Genomic DNA, 16331 nt, shown 5'->3' with positions numbered 1-16331 from the left:
GTCACGCGCGAATGGAACGGGCAAAAGATGGTGCTCACCTACAAGGGCAAACTCGAGGGAGACACCATCAAAGGCACCGTGGAGCGTGATCGGGACGGGGAGAAAACCACCCGGGACTGGGAAGCCAAGCGGGTGAAAGAATAAATCGCGCGTTGCCCGGTTCGGTTTCCGGTCCAGGGGGCCCCAGGCCCGCAGGGCCCGAGGAGGATCGGAAACAGACCGGCTCGCTTCATCCGGGCTTCCCCGCATGCACGGCGGCCGCAGGATTTCTGCGGCCGCTTTTCATTTGGAAAAGCCCGGAAAAGCCCGGTTCCACAGGCCCTCCGTGTCCCCAGCAGAAACGGCAGCCGCCGCGCCGTTCGATCCGGCCCACATTCGGAAAAGGGCCGCCACCGATGTCCACCGTTCACCCGGATGGCGGCTCCTCGGGAGCGGCCTGCACGTGCCGGAGGTAGATCGGCAGTTGCACGTCGGAAGACCAGAACCGTGTGTCCCCGGCGGGGGCACGGAGCGAACCGGCACGATAATCGGCCCACAACCGCTCCAGCGCCGCCAGCGTGCCGGGAACGTCGAACGGATCGCAGCAGTTGCGGTCATGGCCCGCCCGCTGCAGAACACCGTGCATCTCGCTGCCGGGCGGAACCAACGCCAGGACCGGCCGCCGCGCACCCAGGTAGTCCACAATCTTGCTGGGCATGTACAGGTCGTGCAGGGGCGAAACCACCAGGAGCAGGACGGGACTGCGCCGGACCTCTTCAAGGTAACGATCATGATCCCACACCGGCCCGCGAACCACCACATCGGCGAGTCCCAGGGCTCGAACCTGCTCCTCGCACGGGGAAGGCCACTGACCGTGGAATCGAAACCTGGAAACCGACCGCGCCTCGGGATGACGCCGCAGAAACTCTGCGAAGGCGCGCAGGAACGTCCCTGGGCTGCGCGCACCGCGCCAGTCGAAGGTCCCAAAATAGACGATCTCAAAACCCCCATGCGGCGGTGGCGCAGGTTGATCGAAGAACGTTGCATCGTAGAAGTAGGGCACGTGCGCCGTCCGGGGTGCCGGGACCAATCCCAGCTCCACGTACGCCCGCCGATTGGATTCGGCCGTGAACAGCACGCGTCCCGCGCGGTGGAGTGTGCCGCGTTCCAGCCGGGCCAGACGGCCGCGCCAGAGCCGTTGCAAGGGCGACCGCCGCCGCATGCGCATCTGCTGAGGGGAAACCGGCTCCTGATAATCGAACACCCAGGTCCGGTCCGCGCCACCGCCGGCTCCACCCGTCAGCAGCAGAGACGCCGGCAACACGAAGGCCAGCGTCCGATCCGCCGGCGCCGCCTCGGCCAGCGCACGCAGGACCTTCCGCACCCAGCCGGCACAGGCGTCGGGGAACATGAGACCGGAGGTCAGATACACCCAGCCACGCAACAGCCGGGGATGCGATTGCAGCCGCTCCTGCCAGCGAATGACCGGATCGGCCAGCCGATGGATGCGGAGCCGGGGATGGACCAGGCATTCCGTTGCCGGGCCGGGCACTCCCCGGGGACTGGTCCAAACCTCCACCTCCCAACCCTCCGCCAATGCCGCACGCACCACGTAGAACGGGCGCTTGGCATTCGCATGTGTGCTTGGCGGAAAGGTGTGCGTCAGGACCCGCAACCGGAGCGGCCCGCGCCCATTGTCGGACGCCCCGGGCCCGCTCCGCAGAGGCTCCGCTTCAGTGTTTCGCCCAGACACGCCGGTTCACGTAATCCGTGTAACTCAGAATCACCTTGGCCACCTTCCACGAGACATTGTCCGCCTGATAATCCGCAGGCAACCGGCAGGGGCCGAATCGCTCGAACAGGCGGACGGTCACACCCACGCTCTCGACGATGTGACGCGGGTCCAGCCCGGTCATGATCACCGCCCCCTCGTCCATTCCCTCCGGACGTTCGTGCGCCTCGCGCACCGTGACCGCGGGAAAGCCCAGAATGGAGGATTCCTCGGTGATGGTCCCGCTGTCGGACAGGGTGCAAAAGGCGGACTTTTGCAACGCCACGTAATCGAAAAAGCCCAGGGGCGGCATCAACCGGACGCGCCGGTCCAGTTTGCAACGGCCTTTCTGCAGGCGCTGCCGGGTTCGCGGATGGCAGGAAAAGATCAGCGGATACCCGTACCGGCGGGCCAGGGCGTTGAGGGCCTGCACCAGCTGCCGGAGATGGCCCGGGTCATCCACGTTTTCCTCACGATGGAGGCTGACGACGAAATACCGGCGCGGCGCCAGTTCGAGCCGTGCCAGCACATCGCTGGCCTCGATCCCCGCGCGGTGATGATCGAGCACCTCCTTCATGGGCGATCCGGTCTTGATGACGCGGTCCGGCGGCAGCCCCTCGGCCAGCAGATAACGGCGCGCATGCTCGGTGTAGCAGAGGTTGATGTCGCTGACGTGGTCCACGATCCGCCGGTTGATCTCCTCGGGCACGCGCATGTCGAAACAGCGGTTGCCGGCCTCCATGTGGAAGATGGGGATCTTGCGCCGTTTGGCCGGTATGACGGCCAGGCAACTGTTCGTGTCGCCCAGCACCAGAACCGCATCCGGCTGTTCCCGCGCCAGCACCGCGTCGGCCCGCGCGATGGTGTTGCCGATGGTCTCGGCCGGCGTGGCCCCCGCAGCCTCCAGGTAGTGTTTCGGCCGCGGCAGGCCCAGCTCGCGGAAGAAGATCTCGTTCAGTTCGTAATCGTAGTTCTGCCCCGTGTGCACCAGCACGTGCCGGGTGACCTCCTCCAGCACGGCGATCACCCGCGAAAGCCGGATCAGTTCCGGTCGCGTGCCCACGATGGTCATGACCTTGAGGGAACTGCGCATGTCAGGCGGGACCAGGGGGTCGGGCGTTCGCATCGGCAACCGGACCGGGCGGCGGCACCTCCACGGGCGCAGGGTGGGTGTCCGGCCGGGCCGGATCGAAAATCTCACTGGCCCAAAACAGCGTGATCATGTCCACCGTGCCGGTGTTCTCGATCGAGTGGGTGTAACCCGGGGGAATGTCCACCACACGGATCTCCCCGTCATCCACGTCGTACTCGAGGATCTCCGATCCGTGCAAGGGACGGAGCCGGATCCGGCCCCGTCCCTGGACCACGCAGAATTTTTCAACCTTGGTGTCGTGATAATGGTTGCCCCGGGTGACGCCCGGCCGGGTGAGCGAGACGAAGATCTGACCGGCCTGCGGCGACTTGATCAGCTCGAACAACCAGCCGCGCGGGTCACGCTTCATGACCACGGGCCGGGCCAGTGTGGTCGGATCGCAAAAGGAAAGGTACGTGGCGTAAAGCGCGCGATTGAACGGATCGGAAAAATCGGGCACGCGACCCTGCGCGGCCATCTGACGGAATCCGACCAACCGGTCGTGCAGCTCCCCCAGCGTGATGCTGAACTCGGGCAACACCTCCGGCCGGTAACAGCCCGGTGGATGATCCGGACGCGTGATCACCCCTTCGAAACTCCGCACGACATCGTCCACGTAAACCAGCCGCAGCAGTCGGGATCGGTCGCTGATCTCCACCGGCAGGCCGCGACTGATCTGGTGGCAGAAGGTGGCGACCACCGTGTTGTAGTGGGGCCGGCTCCATTTCCCGAACACGTTGGGCAGCCGGTAAATGTACACCGCCGCGCGTGTGGCGCGCTGGTATTCGGCCACCACCTCCTCCGCGCCGCGTTTGCTGCGACCGTACGGATTGTCCAGGGCAGCCTGGATCGAGGAGCTGAGGAGGAACACCGCCCGGCGGCCGGACCGCTCCAGGGCCCGGCAAAGCCGCCGGGTCAACTCCACGTTGCCGGTGACGAATTCCTTCTCATCCTTCGGCCGGTTCACGCCCGCCAGATGCACCACCACGTCGGCCTCCGCGGCAAGCGCCTCCATGCGCTCGGGAGGATCCGGCAGGTCGAACTCGAGCACGGTCAGATCGCTTCGCCGCCGCAGGGCGGTGACCAGATTGCGTCCGATGAACCCTGCCGACCCCGTGACCAGTACCGTCTTCATGGTCGGTTCCCCCGGCCGGCGACCCTTCACACACCCGCCGGCACTTCCCCGCGGAGGGCCGCCTGGATGTAGGGCAATCGCAACAGCATTTCCCGGAGTTCATCGTCCGTCAGCCGCCGGGTGTTGGCCGAGGTGTAATCCTGCATTTCGTCCACCTTCCGTTCGCCCTGTTCAAAGTACAGCGCGTAATTGAGGTCGCGCGTGTCCGATCGGATCCGGTAATACCGGCCCAGGTCCTCCGCCCGCACCATCTCCTCCCGGTTGAGCAACGTCTCGTGCTTTTTCTCGCCGTGACGCGTGCCAATCACGCGAATCTCGTTGCGGGCGTCGAAAATCTCCAACAACACCCGGGCCAGTTGACCGATGGTGGCGGCGGGCGACTTCTGGACGAACGTGTCCCCGGGCTGGCCGTTCTGAAAGGCGAACAGGACCAGATCCACGGCTTCGTCGAGCGACATCATGAAGCGTGTCATCTCCGGATCGGTGATGGTGAGGGGCTTGCCGCTCCGGATCTGGTTCACAAACAACGGGATCACTGACCCGCGGGAAGCCATCACGTTGCCGTAACGCGTCACGCAGATGGTCGGTTTCCGATCGCCCAGAAGCCGCGCCTTGGCCACCGCCACCTTCTCCATCAGGGCCTTCGACATGCCCATGGCGTTGATGGGGTAGACGGCCTTGTCGGTGCTCAGCACGATGACGTTCTTGACCCCCTCCGCAATGGCGGCGTTCAGCGTGTTTTCCGTCCCGATGATGTTCGTGTAGACCGCCTCCATCGGGTAGAACTCGCACGAGGGCACCTGTTTGAGGGCCGCCGCGTTGAACACCAGGTCCACCCCGCGCATCGCGTCGCGGATGCTCTCGTAGTTGCGCACGTCCCCGATGTAGAACTTCACCTTGGGACTGCGCAGCTCATGGCGCATGTCGTCCTGTTTCTTTTCGTCGCGGCTGAAAATCCGGATCTCGCCGACATCGGTGTTGAGAAACCGCCGGACCACCGCGTTGCCGAAGGAGCCGGTGCCACCCGTGATCAGTACCGTCTGACCCTTGAACATGGACTTCAAGCCAACCAAGCCCGAATCGGGCTGACTATAAAGCTTCCCTGCACGCCTTGCGCCGGCCGAACCCACCCGGAACCTGTCCGGCCCGATCGGTCTGCGGCGGTTCCGGATCCGGGCGCGCGGAACGCCGGAGCACCGTTGCATGGTCGGGAGGCCCCCCTGCGCCTGACAAGCGGAAAAACCGACGGCGCCCCAACATGGCACCCCACGGCAGCCCCGTCTCCGACAAGGCAAGCCCGTTGCCTCCGGCAGGACCGCCCGTTGACCCGGCAGTTCCCGCCCGGGCCCGGATCCGCTAGAAATGATCCGGCAGCACCTCCGGCGTTCGGGCCCCCGAACCATGAAACCGCGACCAACAGTCGCCCCGCGCCGTCCGGATCGGTCCGCCACCCCCGCGGGTGCGGCCGCCTGCATCGGGCTGCTCACCGTTTTCGTCTTCATGCGGGCGGTCACCTGCGGGTTCGTGGATTATGACGACGGCGATTACGTCACTGCCAATCCCCACGTGCAGGCCGGCTGGAGCATCGAAGGCTTGCGCCGGGCATTCACCAGCGGTCACGCAGCCAACTGGCACCCGCTCACGTGGCTCTCCCACATGACGGACGTCGCGTGGTTCGGCCTGCGTCCGGCGGGGCATCACCTGACCAGCGTCCTGCTGCACGCGATCAATGCCGCGCTCCTGTTTCTGCTTCTGTTGCGTGTGACCGGCCGGCTGTGGCCGGCCGTTTTCGGCGCCCTGGCCTTTGCCTGGCATCCGCTCCGGGTGGAATCGGTCGTCTGGATCTCCGAACGCAAGGACGTGCTGAGCCTCATGTTCGGTTTGATCACGCTGCTGGCCTGGGCACGTGCCGTGCAACCGCCCGGGGGATCCGGGCAACGCCGATTCCACCTGGCGGCCGTTCTGTCCTATGCCGCCGCGCTCATGAGCAAACCCACGCTGGTAACCCTTCCCTTCGTGTTGCTGTTGCTCGACTTCTGGCCGTTCCGCCGAACACCCGCCCCGGCCGGCAGTGCGTCACCGGCCCGCTCGGGAATCCCCGTGCAAGACCCGATCCGGCACCTTGCGGCGTGGTGGCCGTTGATCCGCGAAAAGGCACCCTTCTTCGTGCTGGCCCTGGCCTCGAGCGTCGTGACGTATCTGGTCCAAAAGTCCGGCGGCGCGGTGGCACCGGAGACCGCCCTTTCCTGGCCGGCGCGTCTGGCCAACGTCCCGGTCTCCTACGCCCGTTATCTGGCCAAGACCCTTCTGCCCCAGGACCTGGCGGTGCTCTACCCGCACCCCCTGCATTGGCCGGCCGGGACGGTGATCGGCTGCACAGTCCTCTGCGTGGGATTGACCACGTGGGCTTGGGCGGTTCGACATCGGCGTCCACACCTGTGGGTGGGGTGGGCCTGGTTCTGCGGTGCCCTGGTACCCATGATGGGAATCGTACAGGTGGGCATCCAATCCATGGCCGACCGCTACACCTACTGGCCCTCCGTGGGGCTGAGCCTCGCCCTGGCAGCCGGTTGGGCCCGCGCGGACAAACAGCCGCGATCCACCCGGACCATGGCGAGCACGATCGCCTGTGCCCTGCTCCTCGCCTGGGCCGGGTTGACGTGGCGCCAAATCGGATTTTGGAAAAACAGCGAGACCCTGTTCCGCCGCGCCCTGGCCGTGACTCGAAACAATGAGCTGGCCCACAACAACCTGGGTTACGCCTACGCCCGGCAGGGACGCTGGCAGGAGGCCATCGCGGAGTATCGGGCGGCCCTGGCCATCCGACCTCAATACCCGGACGCACTGAACAATCTCGGACACGCACTGACCGAACTCGGTCGGCCGGCCGAGGCACTGCCCCATCTCGAAAACGCAGTCCGGCTGCGCCCGCGCGATCCGGCAATCCTCAACAACCTCGGCAACGCACTGGCGGACCTGGGCCGGTTGGACGAGGCGGAACGCGCGTACCGGCGGGCCCTGAAAATCGCGCCCGATCACGCCGACGCGCACAACAATCTCGGGGTCACACTGGCCATGCAGCGTCGGTTCGAGGAGGCGATCCGGCATCTGCGGGATGCGGTGCGGCTCCGACCCGGTCACGCCCCGACCCACAGCAACCTGGGCAATGCACTGGCGGCCCTCGGCCGCTTTGCCGAGGCCGAACAGGCCTATCGCCGGGCCCTGACCCTCGACCCGGAAGACGCCCGCACCTACAACAACCTGGGCAACGTGCTCATCGAACTGGGCCGCTGGACGGAGGCCGAGGCCGCCTACATGCGTGCCCTGGAGCTGAAACCGGACAACGCGGAGACCCACTTCAACCTCGCCCAGCTCCGGCTGCGCCAGGGCAGGCGGGAAGAGGCCCGGCGTCACCTGAAGGAGGTTCTGCGCCTGCGCCCGGACCACGCAGAGGCACGGGCACAGTGGCAAAGGCTGGAGTCCCCGGATTCGGACGGGGCGGGCTCCGCCCCGCCGCCACGCTGACCGGACAAAAGACGGTGCCGCCCGTCCGGATGCCTTCTCCCGGACGGGCGGTGCCAAAAGCAAGACGAAACCGTCAGTCCCGTGGGGTCCCCACCGTCAGGCCTTGGCCTCAGCGGCGGCGCCCGCCCCGGCAGGCTGGGCCTCCGCGGACCCGGTGGGCAGCTCCACCCACTCCAGAATGGCCATCTGGGCGGCATCACCGCGGCGCTGGCCCAGCCGGATGATGCGGGTGTAACCACCCGGACGGGACTTGAAATGAGGTGCGATCTCCTTGAAGAGGATGCGGCAGGCGTCCTCGTCCTGGTAGAGACGGGCGCTGGCCAACCGCCGGGCGTGCAGCGTGCCCTTCTTGCAGAGGGTCACCAGCTTCTCGGCCAGGGATCGCGCGGCCTTGGCCTTTGCCAGGGTCGTGGTGATGCGGTTGTGACGGATCAAACTGCAGACCAAGCTGGCCAGCATTCGGTTCCGATGTTCGGATGTCCGCCCCAGTTTGGCCGTGTGTTTGCGATGTCGCATAAGCCGGGATCAAATCGGGATCTCTGGCCGGTCAGGTGGCCAGGGATTTTTTGGATTCTTCCTTGGGTGGCTCCAGCAGGCTGGGATCGAAGGTCATGCCGAGCGACAGCCCCAGCTGCGCCAGTTTTTCCTTGATCTCGTTGAGCGACTTCTTGCCGAAGTTGCGGTACTTGAGCATCTCCTGCTCGGTCTTCATGGCCAACTGACCCACCGTGGTGATGTTGGCGTTGTTGAGGCAGTTGGCGGCACGGACGCTCAACTCGATCTCGTTGACACTCATGTTCAGCAGCTTCTTGAGCCGCTGCCGTTCCTCGTCCTGTTTCTGGGTGGTCTCCTCGAACTGGACGGCATTCTTGTCGTAGCCGACGAACACGTCGAGGTGACGCTGGAGAATGGCCGAGGCCTGTACCAGCGCGTCGTCGGGCGAGATCCGGCCGTCGGTCCAGATCTCGAGAATGAGCCGGTCGTAGTCGGTCTTCTGTCCCACGCGGGCCGCTTCCACGGTGTAGCGAACGCGCGTGACGGGCGAAAAGATGGAGTCGATGGCGATCACGCCGATCGGTTGCCCCGGCTTCTTGTTGTCCTCACCCGAGCAGAAGCCGCGGCCCACCTTCACCTCCAGCTCCATCTCGAATTTCTTCTTCTTGGCCAGCGTGCAGATGTGCTGGTCGGGATTGACCAGTTCCACGTTCTGGTTGAGCTGGATGTCGCCCGCGGTGACCGGCCCCTCCTTGTGCACCGACAACAGGAGGGTCTGCGGCTCCCGGGTGTGGGCCTTGAACTTGATCTTTTTGAGGTTGAGGACGATGTCGGTGACGTCCTCGATCACGCCGTCGATGGTGGAAAACTCGTGCAGGGCACCGTCAATCTTGACGGATGTGATGGCCGCGCCCTCGAGCGAGGAAAGCAGCACACGCCGGAGAGAGTTGCCCAGGGTGTGGCCGTACCCGGTCTCGAACGGCTCGGCCGTGAACTTGGCGTAGGTGTCCGTTGCGGTGGCCTCGTCTTTGACCAACCGCTTCGGCATTTCAAATGGTCCCAGTCGGACAGGCATGGATTCGATTCCTTTCGTGCAATTTTAACCTGACCCGACCCTGCTCCCGCGCAGGACCGGGCCCATATAATTGCATGGCTCCGCACCCGCGAAGCCGGGTTCAGGTTCAGCGGGAGTAAAATTCCACCACGGCCTGCTCGTTGGCAATGGGCTGGATCTCGTCGCGCGTGGGCACCCGCATCACCACGCCGCGCAGGGCGTCGCGGTTGACCGACACCCAGTCCGGCACGGGCCGGCTGGTCGAGCTCTCCAACCCGCGGTTGACCAGCTGGCGGGATACGTCCGAGTCCTTCGGCTCGATGACGTCACCCACCTTGACCGCATAGGACGGGATCGTCACCTTCCGGCCGTTCACACGGATGTGCCCGTGCGTGACCATCTGCCGCGCGGCAGGTCGCGTGGGGGCAAAACCGAGCCGGTAAACCACGTTGTCCAGACGCATCTCCAGGATCCGGAGCATGGTCTCGCCGGTCACGCCGCGGCGACGCAACGCCTGCTCGTACACGCGCCGGAACTGCCGTTCCTGGAGGCCGTAGTAATAACGGAGCTTCTGCTTCTCCATCAACCCCAGCGCGTAGTCGGTCAGTTTCCGACGCGCCGCCTTGGGGCCGTGGACACCGGGCGGGTAGTTGCGCCGTTCCAGATACTTCGAATCGCCGAAGATCGGTATGCCAAATCGGCGACTGATACGAACACGCGGGCCGGTATAACGAGCCATAAGCGAAAACCTGACGGATGAAAGTCTTCAGACTCTGCGTTTCTTGCGCGGCCGGCACCCGTTGTGGGGGACCGGCGTGACGTCCTTGATCACCGTAATCTCCAGGCCGATGGCCTGCAGCGCCCGGATGGCCGCCTCCCGACCGGAACCCGGCCCCTTCACGCGGACCTCCACCTCGCGCATGCCGTGGGCCATGGCACGGCGCGCGGCGTCCTGGGCCACCAATTGGGCGGCGTAGGCCGTGCTCTTGCGCGAACCTTTGAAGCCCACCCGGCCGGCGCTGGACCAGCCGATCACGTTGCCCTGCATGTCGGTGATGCTGACGATGGTGTTGTTGAACGTGGCCAGAATGTGGGCCACGCCGCTGGTGATGTTCTTGGAACCCTTGGCCTTGATGATCTTCTTGCCGGCCATCTCGTCGGCCAACAGTTCCTCGGCCGTGGGTGCCGTGGCCGCCGTGGCCCCGGCCGATTCACCGCCCTCAGCCTTGCTCTCCTTGGCCGGCTTGGCGGCCTTGGCCGTCTTGGTCTTGGCAGCCCTGGCAGGTTTCTCAGCCTTTTCTGCCTTCCCGGCCTTCTCGGCCGGCTGCGCCTTTTCCGGCTTGGCCTCGGCGGCCGCGGCCGGTTGGGGCTGCGGTTCGGGTGCGGGAGTGGGATTCGCTTCAGCCATAGGGACGTCTTCCAATCAGAACCGGTTAATGGATGCCCTTCTTCGCATGCGGGTTGCGCTGCACGCCCACGGTCTTGCGGGGACCCTTGCGCGTGCGGGCGTTGGTCTGGGTGCGTTGGCCGCGGACGGGCAGGCCACGGATGTGGCGCAAGCCGCGGTAACATTTGATGGCCTGCAGCCGTTTCAGATTCAGACCGATCTCACGCCGCAGATCACCCTCGATCACGTACCCCCCTTCCTGAATGGCATGGACGATCTGGGAAATCTGCTGTTCGGTCAGGTCCTTGGCCCGGATGTGCGGATCGATCTGGGCCCGTTCGCAGATCTCCTTGGCCAACGTGGGCCCGATCCCGTAGATGTATCGCAGGGCAATCTCGATCGGTTTGTTGCCCGGGATTTCGACTCCGATGATACGTGGCATGGCGACAGTTCCTTCGGCTCGTGGGTTCGGTCAACCCGGCGCGACACTTCAGCCCTGGCGCTGTTTGTGGCGCGGGTTCTTGCAAATGATACGGATCACGCCCTTGCGGCGCACCACCTTGCAGTGCTCGCAAAGCCGTCGGACAGATGCTCTCACCTTCATAACGTTCGTTCCTTCGCTTCTTCCCACTCGATACAGCCGGACGACAAATCGTACGCCGTGACCGTCACCCGGATGCGGTCACCGGGCTTCCACACGGGCGCCCGCAGCCGGGCCCGGCCCCGTACGAAAGCCACCAGCTCGTGCCCGTTGGGCAGCCGCGCGCGATACACGCCCGGCGCCAGCGCCTCTTTCACCTCGGCGTCCACCGTCCATTGTCCTCGTCCGTGCATGTCAGGACCTCGGGCTCGCCCTCGGTGATCAGCACGGTGTGCTCGAAGTGAGCGGACAGTGAACCATCTTTGGTCACCGCTGTCCAGCCATCATTGAGCACCTGGATCTCCGGTCCACCGGCGTTGACCATGGGCTCGATTGCCAGCGTCATCCCCGGCCGGAGCTTGGGAGACGGTTTCCCGTCCACGAAGTTGGGCACCTCGGGCTGTTCGTGCACACTGCGGCCCACCCCGTGGCCGACGAACTCGCGGACGACACTGAATCCGTGACGCTCCACGTATTCCTGGATGGCACGCGAGATGTCCACCACCCGGTTGCCGGGAACCGCCCGGGCGATGCCCTCCCACAGGGCCTGCCGGGTCACGTCCAGCAGCCGCTGCGCCTCGGCGCTGCAGCCGCCCACCGGCACGGTCACCGCCGTGTCCCCGACAAAACCGCGGTAATAGACGCCCACGTCCAGGCTGACGATGTCACCAAATTCCAGCCGGCGCGGTCCGGCCAATCCGTGCACCACCTCGTTGTTCACCGAAATGCAGATGTGACACGGATACTTCCGGTAGCCCAGGAACGCGCTGCGCGCCCCGTAATGCTTCATCCGTTCGGCGGCAAATTCCTCCACCTCCCGGGTCGTGATGCCCGGCCGGATGAAGGCGGCCGTTTCGCGCAACACCAGCCCCGCGACCCGGCAGGCGGGTCGCATGGCTTCCAAATCGCGCTCGGTCTTGAGAATGATCATGGCTGCATCGCCCCGGCCGCTCCGGGCCCTTCCGGGCCGGGGCCGGCCGTTCCGCCATCCTCAGAAGCGGCCCCGGATGCGGCCCTTCTTCAAAAATCCATCATAATGCCGCATCAGCAAGTGGGTTTCCACCTGCCGCATGGTGTCCAGCATGACCCCGACGGTGATCAGCAGACTGGTCCCGCCGAAAAAGGTCGCCACCGCGTAGGGGACCTCCATCCGGCTGTAAAGCAGCTCGGGAATCACGGCGATGATGACCAGGAAAACCGCGCCGGCCAGCGTGATCCGGTGCATGGCGTTGTGCAGGTACTCGCTGGTGGCCGTTCCGGGACGCACCCCGGGGATGTAGCCGCCGTGTTTCTTCAGGTCATCGGCGATCTGCAGTTCATTGAACTGGGTGGCAACCCAGAAGTAGGAGAAGAACAGGATCATCAGCGAGTAGAGTACCAGGTAGAGCCCCCCGCCATGCCCCAGGCTGGCAGCCAGGTCCCGAAACAATTTCACGTCATAGAGCTGACCCAACCGGCTGAAGATCTGCTCGGGGAACATCAGAACGGCCTGGGCAAAAATGATGGGCATCACACCGGAGTAGTTGACCCGCAACGGCAGGAAGGAGGTGCCGCCGGCGTAGACTTTCCGGCCCACGGCGCGCTGGGCGTACTGGACCGGGATCTTGCGTTGCGCCTGGGTGACGGCGATGATGCCCGCAATCACCGCCACAAGCAGCACCAACAGCACCACGGCATCCCCGATGTTCGCCCTGGGCTCGAGCCCCTCCCCCGGGAAAAACATGTCCTTCAGCGAAATGAACGCCGCCGGCAGGCGGGCCAGGATGCCGATGGTGATGACCAGCGAGACACCGTTGCCGATGCCGCGGTCGGTGATCTGCTCGCCCAACCACATCAGAAGCATCGTGCCGGTGGTCAGAATCAACGTGGTTTGGATCCGGTACCACCAGATCTGCAGAGGAGTGTCCTCGTACAGGACCAGCCGGCCGATCCCTTCGCCGAAGATCTTCTCGGGATGTTCCCAACCGAGTGCCATGACGAATCCCTGTCCCAGGCACAGCACGACGGTCAGGTAGCGGCCGTACTGGATGAGCTTGGTCCGGCCGCCCTCTTCTCTGGCCAGCTTGCTGAGCCGGGGGATCACCGCCGTCATCAACTGGATGATGATGGTCGCGCTGATGTAGGGCATGATCCCCAGGGCGCCGATGGCGCAGTTCTCCAGCGCCCCACCGGTGAAAAGGCTGTACAATCCCAGGACACCCCCGCCCGCATTCCGCTCGGCGGCCTGACGGAAAAACTCCGCCAGGGTGTTGCCGTCCAACCCGGGACAGTGGATGTAGGCGGTCAACCGGCAGATCGCCAAAAGCCCCAGGGTGAAGAGGATCCGGGACTTGAGTTCCGGGATGCGGAAGCAGTTGCTGAAGGTCTGGGCGATGCTGGCGAGCATGGCGGGCAAAACGGTCAGGCAGCCGGAGCCGCATCCGCGGCGCCGCCCGGCGGCACCACCTCACAGCGGCCTCCCTTGGCCTCGATTTGGGCCCGGGCCGAAGCACTAAAGGCGTGGGCCCGGACGATCAATCGCCGGGTCAGCTCGCCTCTGCCCAGGATCTTGATGCCGTCGGCAGGGCCGTTGGCCAGGCCGGTCCGGCGCAGCAGCGCCTCGTCCACCACGGTGTCGTCCTCGAACCGGTTGAGGGCCTCCACGTTGACCGGAATGTAACGGGTGGCAAACCGCCGGTTGTTGAATCCCCGCTTGGGGATCCGGCGGATCAGCGGCATCTGACCGCCTTCGAATCCCGGACGGATGGACGAGCCGGACCGGGCCGTCTGCCCTTTGCCCCCGCGGCCGCTGGTCTTGCCGTGGCCGCTGGATTCGCCGATTCCGAGTCGTTTCCGACGGTGCTTGGCCCCCGGTCGGGGTTTCAAATCGTGCAGTCGCATAAGCTCAAGTGGCCGTGCTCACAGATTCGCTGGTGCCGCCAGCCGCCCCGGCCGATTTGCGGCGGCGGTCCAGACCGCGTTCCTGGAAAATCTCGTCCGGCAACCGGAGTTGTTGCAGGGCCTTCAAGGTGGCCTGGGCCACGTTGATCGGGTTGCGCGATCCCATCGATTTGCTGAGGACGTCGCGCACGCCGGCCGCTTCCAACACGGCGCGGACGGTGCGCCCGGCGATGACGCCGGTGCCCTGGGAGGCCGGTTTCAGCAGGACCTCCGCACCGTCGAACCGGCAGACCACCTCGTGGGGGATGGTCGGCCCCAACAGAGCCACCGGCACCATGTTGGCCTTGGCGATATCGCCCCCGCGCCGGATGGCATCGGCCACCTCGCCGGCCTTGCCCAGGCCGAGCCCCACCCGTCCCTTCCGATCGCCGGCCACCACCAGGGCGCTGAACGAGAAACGCCGGCCGCCCTTGACCACCTTGGCCGACCGGTTGATGAAGATGACCTTCTCCATCAACTCGGGTTCCTCGGTGGTGCTGAAAGTCAGGGCGGGCGCTTCTGCGATGGCCCGGCGGCCGCCGCGGGACGGCCGTTCCTCCTCGCGCGCCTCTTCGGCACCGTTGGTCACTTCCTCCTGCAGTTGCGGTTCGATGTCAGCCACGGCAATCCTCCGTTGGTTCAGAACTCCAGACCCGCTTCCCGGGCGGCCATGGCCAGCGCGGCCACCTTTCCGTAGACGGGCTGGCCGTCCTCGCCCATGGACCAGTGGTAGCGGGCGGATCCCCGGTCAAAGACCACTTTGCGGATCCCCTTGGCCAGCGCAGCCTCGGCCGCCAAACGCCCGATGATCCGCGCGCTCCGGACGTTGGCGCCCAGCTTCTCCTGGTCGGGCACCGATCGGCTCAATGTGGAGACCGATGCCAGGGTGACCCCCTTGGTGTCGTCAATGAACTGGACGTAAATGTGCTTGTTGGTGAAACAAACGCTCATGCGGGGGCGTTCCGATGTGCCGAACACCTTCTTCCGCACCCGCCAGTGCCGTTTCCGGGCCCGTTCGTGTTTGACTTCGACTCTCATGGTTGCGTCACGGTATGGCCGTGAACCCGAGGGTGACCGCTATTGAACGGCCTTGCCCTCCTTGCGGATGATCTGTTCGCCCTCGTAACGGATGCCCTTGCCCTTGTAGGGTTCGGGCGGGTAAAAGCTGCGGATCTGGGCGGCCACCTGTCCGACCTTCTGCTTGTCGGGGCCCTCCACCACGATCCTGGTGTTCTCCTCCACGGTGATCTTGACCCCTTCGGGTGCCTGGTAGACCACCGGATGCGAATACCCCAGGTTCAGGGTCAGGGTGTTCCCTTGGACGGATGCGCGGAAGCCGACGCCGTGGATTTCCAGCCGCTTGCGATACCCTTCGGCCACGCCCTGGACCAGGTTGTACACCAGCGACCGCCCCAACCCGTGCATCGCCCTGGCCTGCTTGGTCTCGGCCTGACGTTCCACCAGGATCCGGTTCCCGTCCACACGCGCCGATGTCAGCGGCGGCAGTTCCAGGGTCAGTTTGCCCTTGGGACCTTCCGCCGTCAGGGTCCGCCCGTCCAGTTGAACCTTGACCTTGGGCGGGATCGGGACCGGCAGTTTACCTAGACGCGACATAAGCCACCTACCAGACGTAGCAGAGCAGTTCTCCACCGAGGTTCTTGCGTCGGGCCTCGTAACCGGTCATCACGCCCTCCGAGGTGGAGAGGATGGCCACCCCAAGCCCGCCGCGGACGCGCGGGATCTCCCGGGCCCCGACGTAACGGCGCAGCCCGGGTTTGCTTACTCGCTGCAATCCCTCGATGACACAGCGTTTCCCCCGGTACTTCAAATGGAGCCGGAGGGTCTTGACCTTGTCGCCGACCACGGACCAGTCGGCCAGAAAACCTTCCTTCTTCATGACCGCGGCGATGCTTTCCTTCAGCCGCGAATGAGGGACTTCGACCACCGGATGCAGCGCGCGTGCGCCGTTCCGAATGCGGGTCAGCATGTCAGCAATGGGATCCATAGGGCATTACCAGCTGGCCTTGATCACTCCCGGAATCAACCCGTTCAGGGCCGCCTCCCGGAAGGTGAGCCGGGAAAGGCCGAACTTCCGGATGTACCCGCGGCGGCGCCCGGTGACGGAACAGCGGTTGACCACCCGCACCGGGCTGGCGTCCCGGGGCAGCCTGGCCAGCCCCGCGTAGTCGTGCTTGGCCTTCAGCTCGGCACGCAGGGCGGCGTATTTCTGCACCGTCGCCATCTTCCGCTTGTTTCGTTCAATCCACGATTTCTTGGCCATAACAAAGCACTCT

At 65.3% G+C, this 16331-nt stretch carries 20 protein-coding genes; 1 reads left to right on the top strand and 19 read right to left on the bottom strand.

Going from position 1 to position 16331, the window contains the following annotated elements:
* Positions 1-406 precede the first annotated feature (406 nt).
* From ACPDIX_RS03870 to ACPDIX_RS03855, 4 genes are all read right to left on the bottom strand, one after another.
* Positions 407-1588 (bottom strand): hypothetical protein, encoded by a 1182-nt coding sequence (locus ACPDIX_RS03870; protein WP_423430459.1) that lies wholly within the window; start codon positions 1586-1588, stop codon positions 407-409.
* Between the two features lie 124 nt (positions 1589-1712).
* Positions 1713-2843, bottom strand: coding sequence for a non-hydrolyzing UDP-N-acetylglucosamine 2-epimerase (wecB, locus tag ACPDIX_RS03865; RefSeq protein WP_423430458.1), 1131 nt, complete (start codon positions 2841-2843; stop codon positions 1713-1715).
* Between the two features lies 1 nt (position 2844).
* Positions 2845-4017 (bottom strand): NAD-dependent epimerase/dehydratase family protein, encoded by a 1173-nt coding sequence (locus ACPDIX_RS03860; protein WP_423430457.1) that lies wholly within the window; start codon positions 4015-4017, stop codon positions 2845-2847.
* Positions 4018-4043: 26 nt separating this feature from the next.
* On the bottom strand, positions 4044-5072 hold the full coding sequence (locus ACPDIX_RS03855) for a polysaccharide biosynthesis protein (RefSeq protein WP_423430456.1): 1029 nt from the start codon (positions 5070-5072) through the stop codon (positions 4044-4046).
* A 346-nt stretch (positions 5073-5418) separates the two neighbouring features.
* On the opposite strand from ACPDIX_RS03855, the gene ACPDIX_RS03850 reads away from it, so the two are divergent.
* Positions 5419-7542, top strand: a complete 2124-nt coding sequence (locus ACPDIX_RS03850) for a tetratricopeptide repeat protein (RefSeq protein WP_423430455.1) — start codon at positions 5419-5421, stop codon at positions 7540-7542.
* A 96-nt stretch (positions 7543-7638) separates the two neighbouring features.
* Here the strand turns inward: ACPDIX_RS03850 and rplQ are convergent, their stop codons facing one another.
* The 15 genes from rplQ to rpsN form a co-directional block, all read right to left on the bottom strand.
* A complete protein-coding gene (rplQ, locus tag ACPDIX_RS03845; RefSeq protein ID WP_423430454.1) occupies positions 7639-8058 on the bottom strand; it encodes a 50S ribosomal protein L17 in 420 nt (139 codons plus the stop codon).
* Positions 8059-8089: 31 nt separating this feature from the next.
* On the bottom strand, positions 8090-9112 hold the full coding sequence (locus ACPDIX_RS03840) for a DNA-directed RNA polymerase subunit alpha (protein ID WP_423430453.1): 1023 nt from the start codon (positions 9110-9112) through the stop codon (positions 8090-8092).
* A 106-nt stretch (positions 9113-9218) separates the two neighbouring features.
* Positions 9219-9830 (bottom strand): 30S ribosomal protein S4, encoded by a 612-nt coding sequence (gene rpsD / locus ACPDIX_RS03835; RefSeq protein WP_423430452.1) that lies wholly within the window; start codon positions 9828-9830, stop codon positions 9219-9221.
* 27 nt (positions 9831-9857) lie between these two features.
* A complete protein-coding gene (rpsK, locus tag ACPDIX_RS03830; protein ID WP_423430451.1) occupies positions 9858-10499 on the bottom strand; it encodes a 30S ribosomal protein S11 in 642 nt (213 codons plus the stop codon).
* 25 nt (positions 10500-10524) lie between these two features.
* A complete protein-coding gene (rpsM, locus tag ACPDIX_RS03825) occupies positions 10525-10920 on the bottom strand; it encodes a 30S ribosomal protein S13 (protein ID WP_423430450.1) in 396 nt (131 codons plus the stop codon).
* Between the two features lie 48 nt (positions 10921-10968).
* Positions 10969-11082, bottom strand: a complete 114-nt coding sequence (gene rpmJ / locus ACPDIX_RS03820; protein ID WP_165108391.1) for a 50S ribosomal protein L36 — start codon at positions 11080-11082, stop codon at positions 10969-10971.
* Positions 11079-11312: a translation initiation factor IF-1 gene (locus tag ACPDIX_RS03815; protein WP_423430449.1), complete on the bottom strand. Its 234-nt coding sequence runs from the start codon at positions 11310-11312 to the stop codon at positions 11079-11081. Before ACPDIX_RS03815 ends, rpmJ begins: the two co-directional genes overlap by 4 nt.
* Positions 11273-12049, bottom strand: coding sequence for a type I methionyl aminopeptidase (map, locus tag ACPDIX_RS03810; protein WP_423430448.1), 777 nt, complete (start codon positions 12047-12049; stop codon positions 11273-11275). The genes ACPDIX_RS03815 and map overlap by 40 nt, the downstream gene beginning before the upstream one ends.
* Positions 12050-12109: 60 nt before the next feature.
* Complete coding sequence (gene secY / locus ACPDIX_RS03805) at positions 12110-13504, bottom strand: preprotein translocase subunit SecY (RefSeq protein WP_423430447.1); 1395 nt, start codon at positions 13502-13504, stop codon at positions 12110-12112.
* Positions 13505-13518: 14 nt separating this feature from the next.
* Positions 13519-13998, bottom strand: a complete 480-nt coding sequence (gene rplO / locus ACPDIX_RS03800; protein WP_423430446.1) for a 50S ribosomal protein L15 — start codon at positions 13996-13998, stop codon at positions 13519-13521.
* 4 nt (positions 13999-14002) lie between these two features.
* Positions 14003-14659: a 30S ribosomal protein S5 gene (gene rpsE, locus ACPDIX_RS03795; RefSeq protein ID WP_423430445.1), complete on the bottom strand. Its 657-nt coding sequence runs from the start codon at positions 14657-14659 to the stop codon at positions 14003-14005.
* Between the two features lie 17 nt (positions 14660-14676).
* Positions 14677-15075 carry a 50S ribosomal protein L18 gene (gene rplR / locus ACPDIX_RS03790; protein WP_423430444.1) on the bottom strand — a complete coding sequence of 133 codons (399 nt, stop codon included), beginning with the start codon at positions 15073-15075 and terminating at the stop codon, positions 14677-14679.
* A 39-nt stretch (positions 15076-15114) separates the two neighbouring features.
* Positions 15115-15651, bottom strand: coding sequence for a 50S ribosomal protein L6 (rplF, locus tag ACPDIX_RS03785; RefSeq protein ID WP_423430443.1), 537 nt, complete (start codon positions 15649-15651; stop codon positions 15115-15117).
* A 7-nt stretch (positions 15652-15658) separates the two neighbouring features.
* Positions 15659-16042 (bottom strand): 30S ribosomal protein S8, encoded by a 384-nt coding sequence (rpsH, locus tag ACPDIX_RS03780; RefSeq protein WP_423430442.1) that lies wholly within the window; start codon positions 16040-16042, stop codon positions 15659-15661.
* Between the two features lie 6 nt (positions 16043-16048).
* Positions 16049-16318: a 30S ribosomal protein S14 gene (gene rpsN, locus ACPDIX_RS03775; RefSeq protein WP_423430441.1), complete on the bottom strand. Its 270-nt coding sequence runs from the start codon at positions 16316-16318 to the stop codon at positions 16049-16051.
* Between the last annotated feature and the right edge of the window lie 13 nt (positions 16319-16331).

Origin of the sequence: Limisphaera sp. 4302-co, assembly GCF_049537155.1 — a bacterium.
Classification (GTDB): Bacteria; Verrucomicrobiota; Verrucomicrobiia; order Limisphaerales; family Limisphaeraceae; genus Limisphaera.
Note: the sequence above shows the minus strand (reverse complement) of the source record. Positions and strands in the feature narration are given on the sequence as shown.

Bases quoted from the DNA above. Each gene is read 5' to 3' on its own strand.
- rplR (WP_423430444.1), bottom strand. From the start codon at position 15,075: ATGAGAGTCGAAGTCAAACACGAACGGGCCCGGAAACGGCACTGGCGG.
- rpsD (WP_423430452.1), bottom strand. From the start codon at position 9,830: ATGGCTCGTTATACCGGCCCGCGTGTTCGTATCAGTCGCCGATTTGGC.
- ACPDIX_RS03815 (WP_423430449.1), bottom strand. From the start codon at position 11,312: ATGCACGGACGAGGACAATGGACGGTGGACGCCGAGGTGAAAGAGGCG.
- ACPDIX_RS03850 (WP_423430455.1), top strand. From the start codon at position 5,419: ATGAAACCGCGACCAACAGTCGCCCCGCGCCGTCCGGATCGGTCCGCC.
- map (WP_423430448.1), bottom strand. From the start codon at position 12,049: ATGATCATTCTCAAGACCGAGCGCGATTTGGAAGCCATGCGACCCGCC.
- ACPDIX_RS03840 (WP_423430453.1), bottom strand. From the start codon at position 9,112: ATGCCTGTCCGACTGGGACCATTTGAAATGCCGAAGCGGTTGGTCAAA.
- rplO (WP_423430446.1), bottom strand. From the start codon at position 13,998: ATGCGACTGCACGATTTGAAACCCCGACCGGGGGCCAAGCACCGTCGG.
- rplF (WP_423430443.1), bottom strand. From the start codon at position 15,651: ATGTCGCGTCTAGGTAAACTGCCGGTCCCGATCCCGCCCAAGGTCAAG.
- ACPDIX_RS03855 (WP_423430456.1), bottom strand. From the start codon at position 5,072: ATGTTCAAGGGTCAGACGGTACTGATCACGGGTGGCACCGGCTCCTTC.
- wecB (WP_423430458.1), bottom strand. From the start codon at position 2,843: ATGCGCAGTTCCCTCAAGGTCATGACCATCGTGGGCACGCGACCGGAA.
- secY (WP_423430447.1), bottom strand. From the start codon at position 13,504: ATGCTCGCCAGCATCGCCCAGACCTTCAGCAACTGCTTCCGCATCCCG.
- rpsK (WP_423430451.1), bottom strand. From the start codon at position 10,499: ATGGCTGAAGCGAATCCCACTCCCGCACCCGAACCGCAGCCCCAACCG.
- rpsN (WP_423430441.1), bottom strand. From the start codon at position 16,318: ATGGCCAAGAAATCGTGGATTGAACGAAACAAGCGGAAGATGGCGACG.
- rpsH (WP_423430442.1), bottom strand. From the start codon at position 16,042: ATGGATCCCATTGCTGACATGCTGACCCGCATTCGGAACGGCGCACGC.
- rplQ (WP_423430454.1), bottom strand. From the start codon at position 8,058: ATGCGACATCGCAAACACACGGCCAAACTGGGGCGGACATCCGAACAT.
- rpsM (WP_423430450.1), bottom strand. From the start codon at position 10,920: ATGCCACGTATCATCGGAGTCGAAATCCCGGGCAACAAACCGATCGAG.
- ACPDIX_RS03860 (WP_423430457.1), bottom strand. From the start codon at position 4,017: ATGAAGACGGTACTGGTCACGGGGTCGGCAGGGTTCATCGGACGCAAT.
- rpmJ (WP_165108391.1), bottom strand. From the start codon at position 11,082: ATGAAGGTGAGAGCATCTGTCCGACGGCTTTGCGAGCACTGCAAGGTG.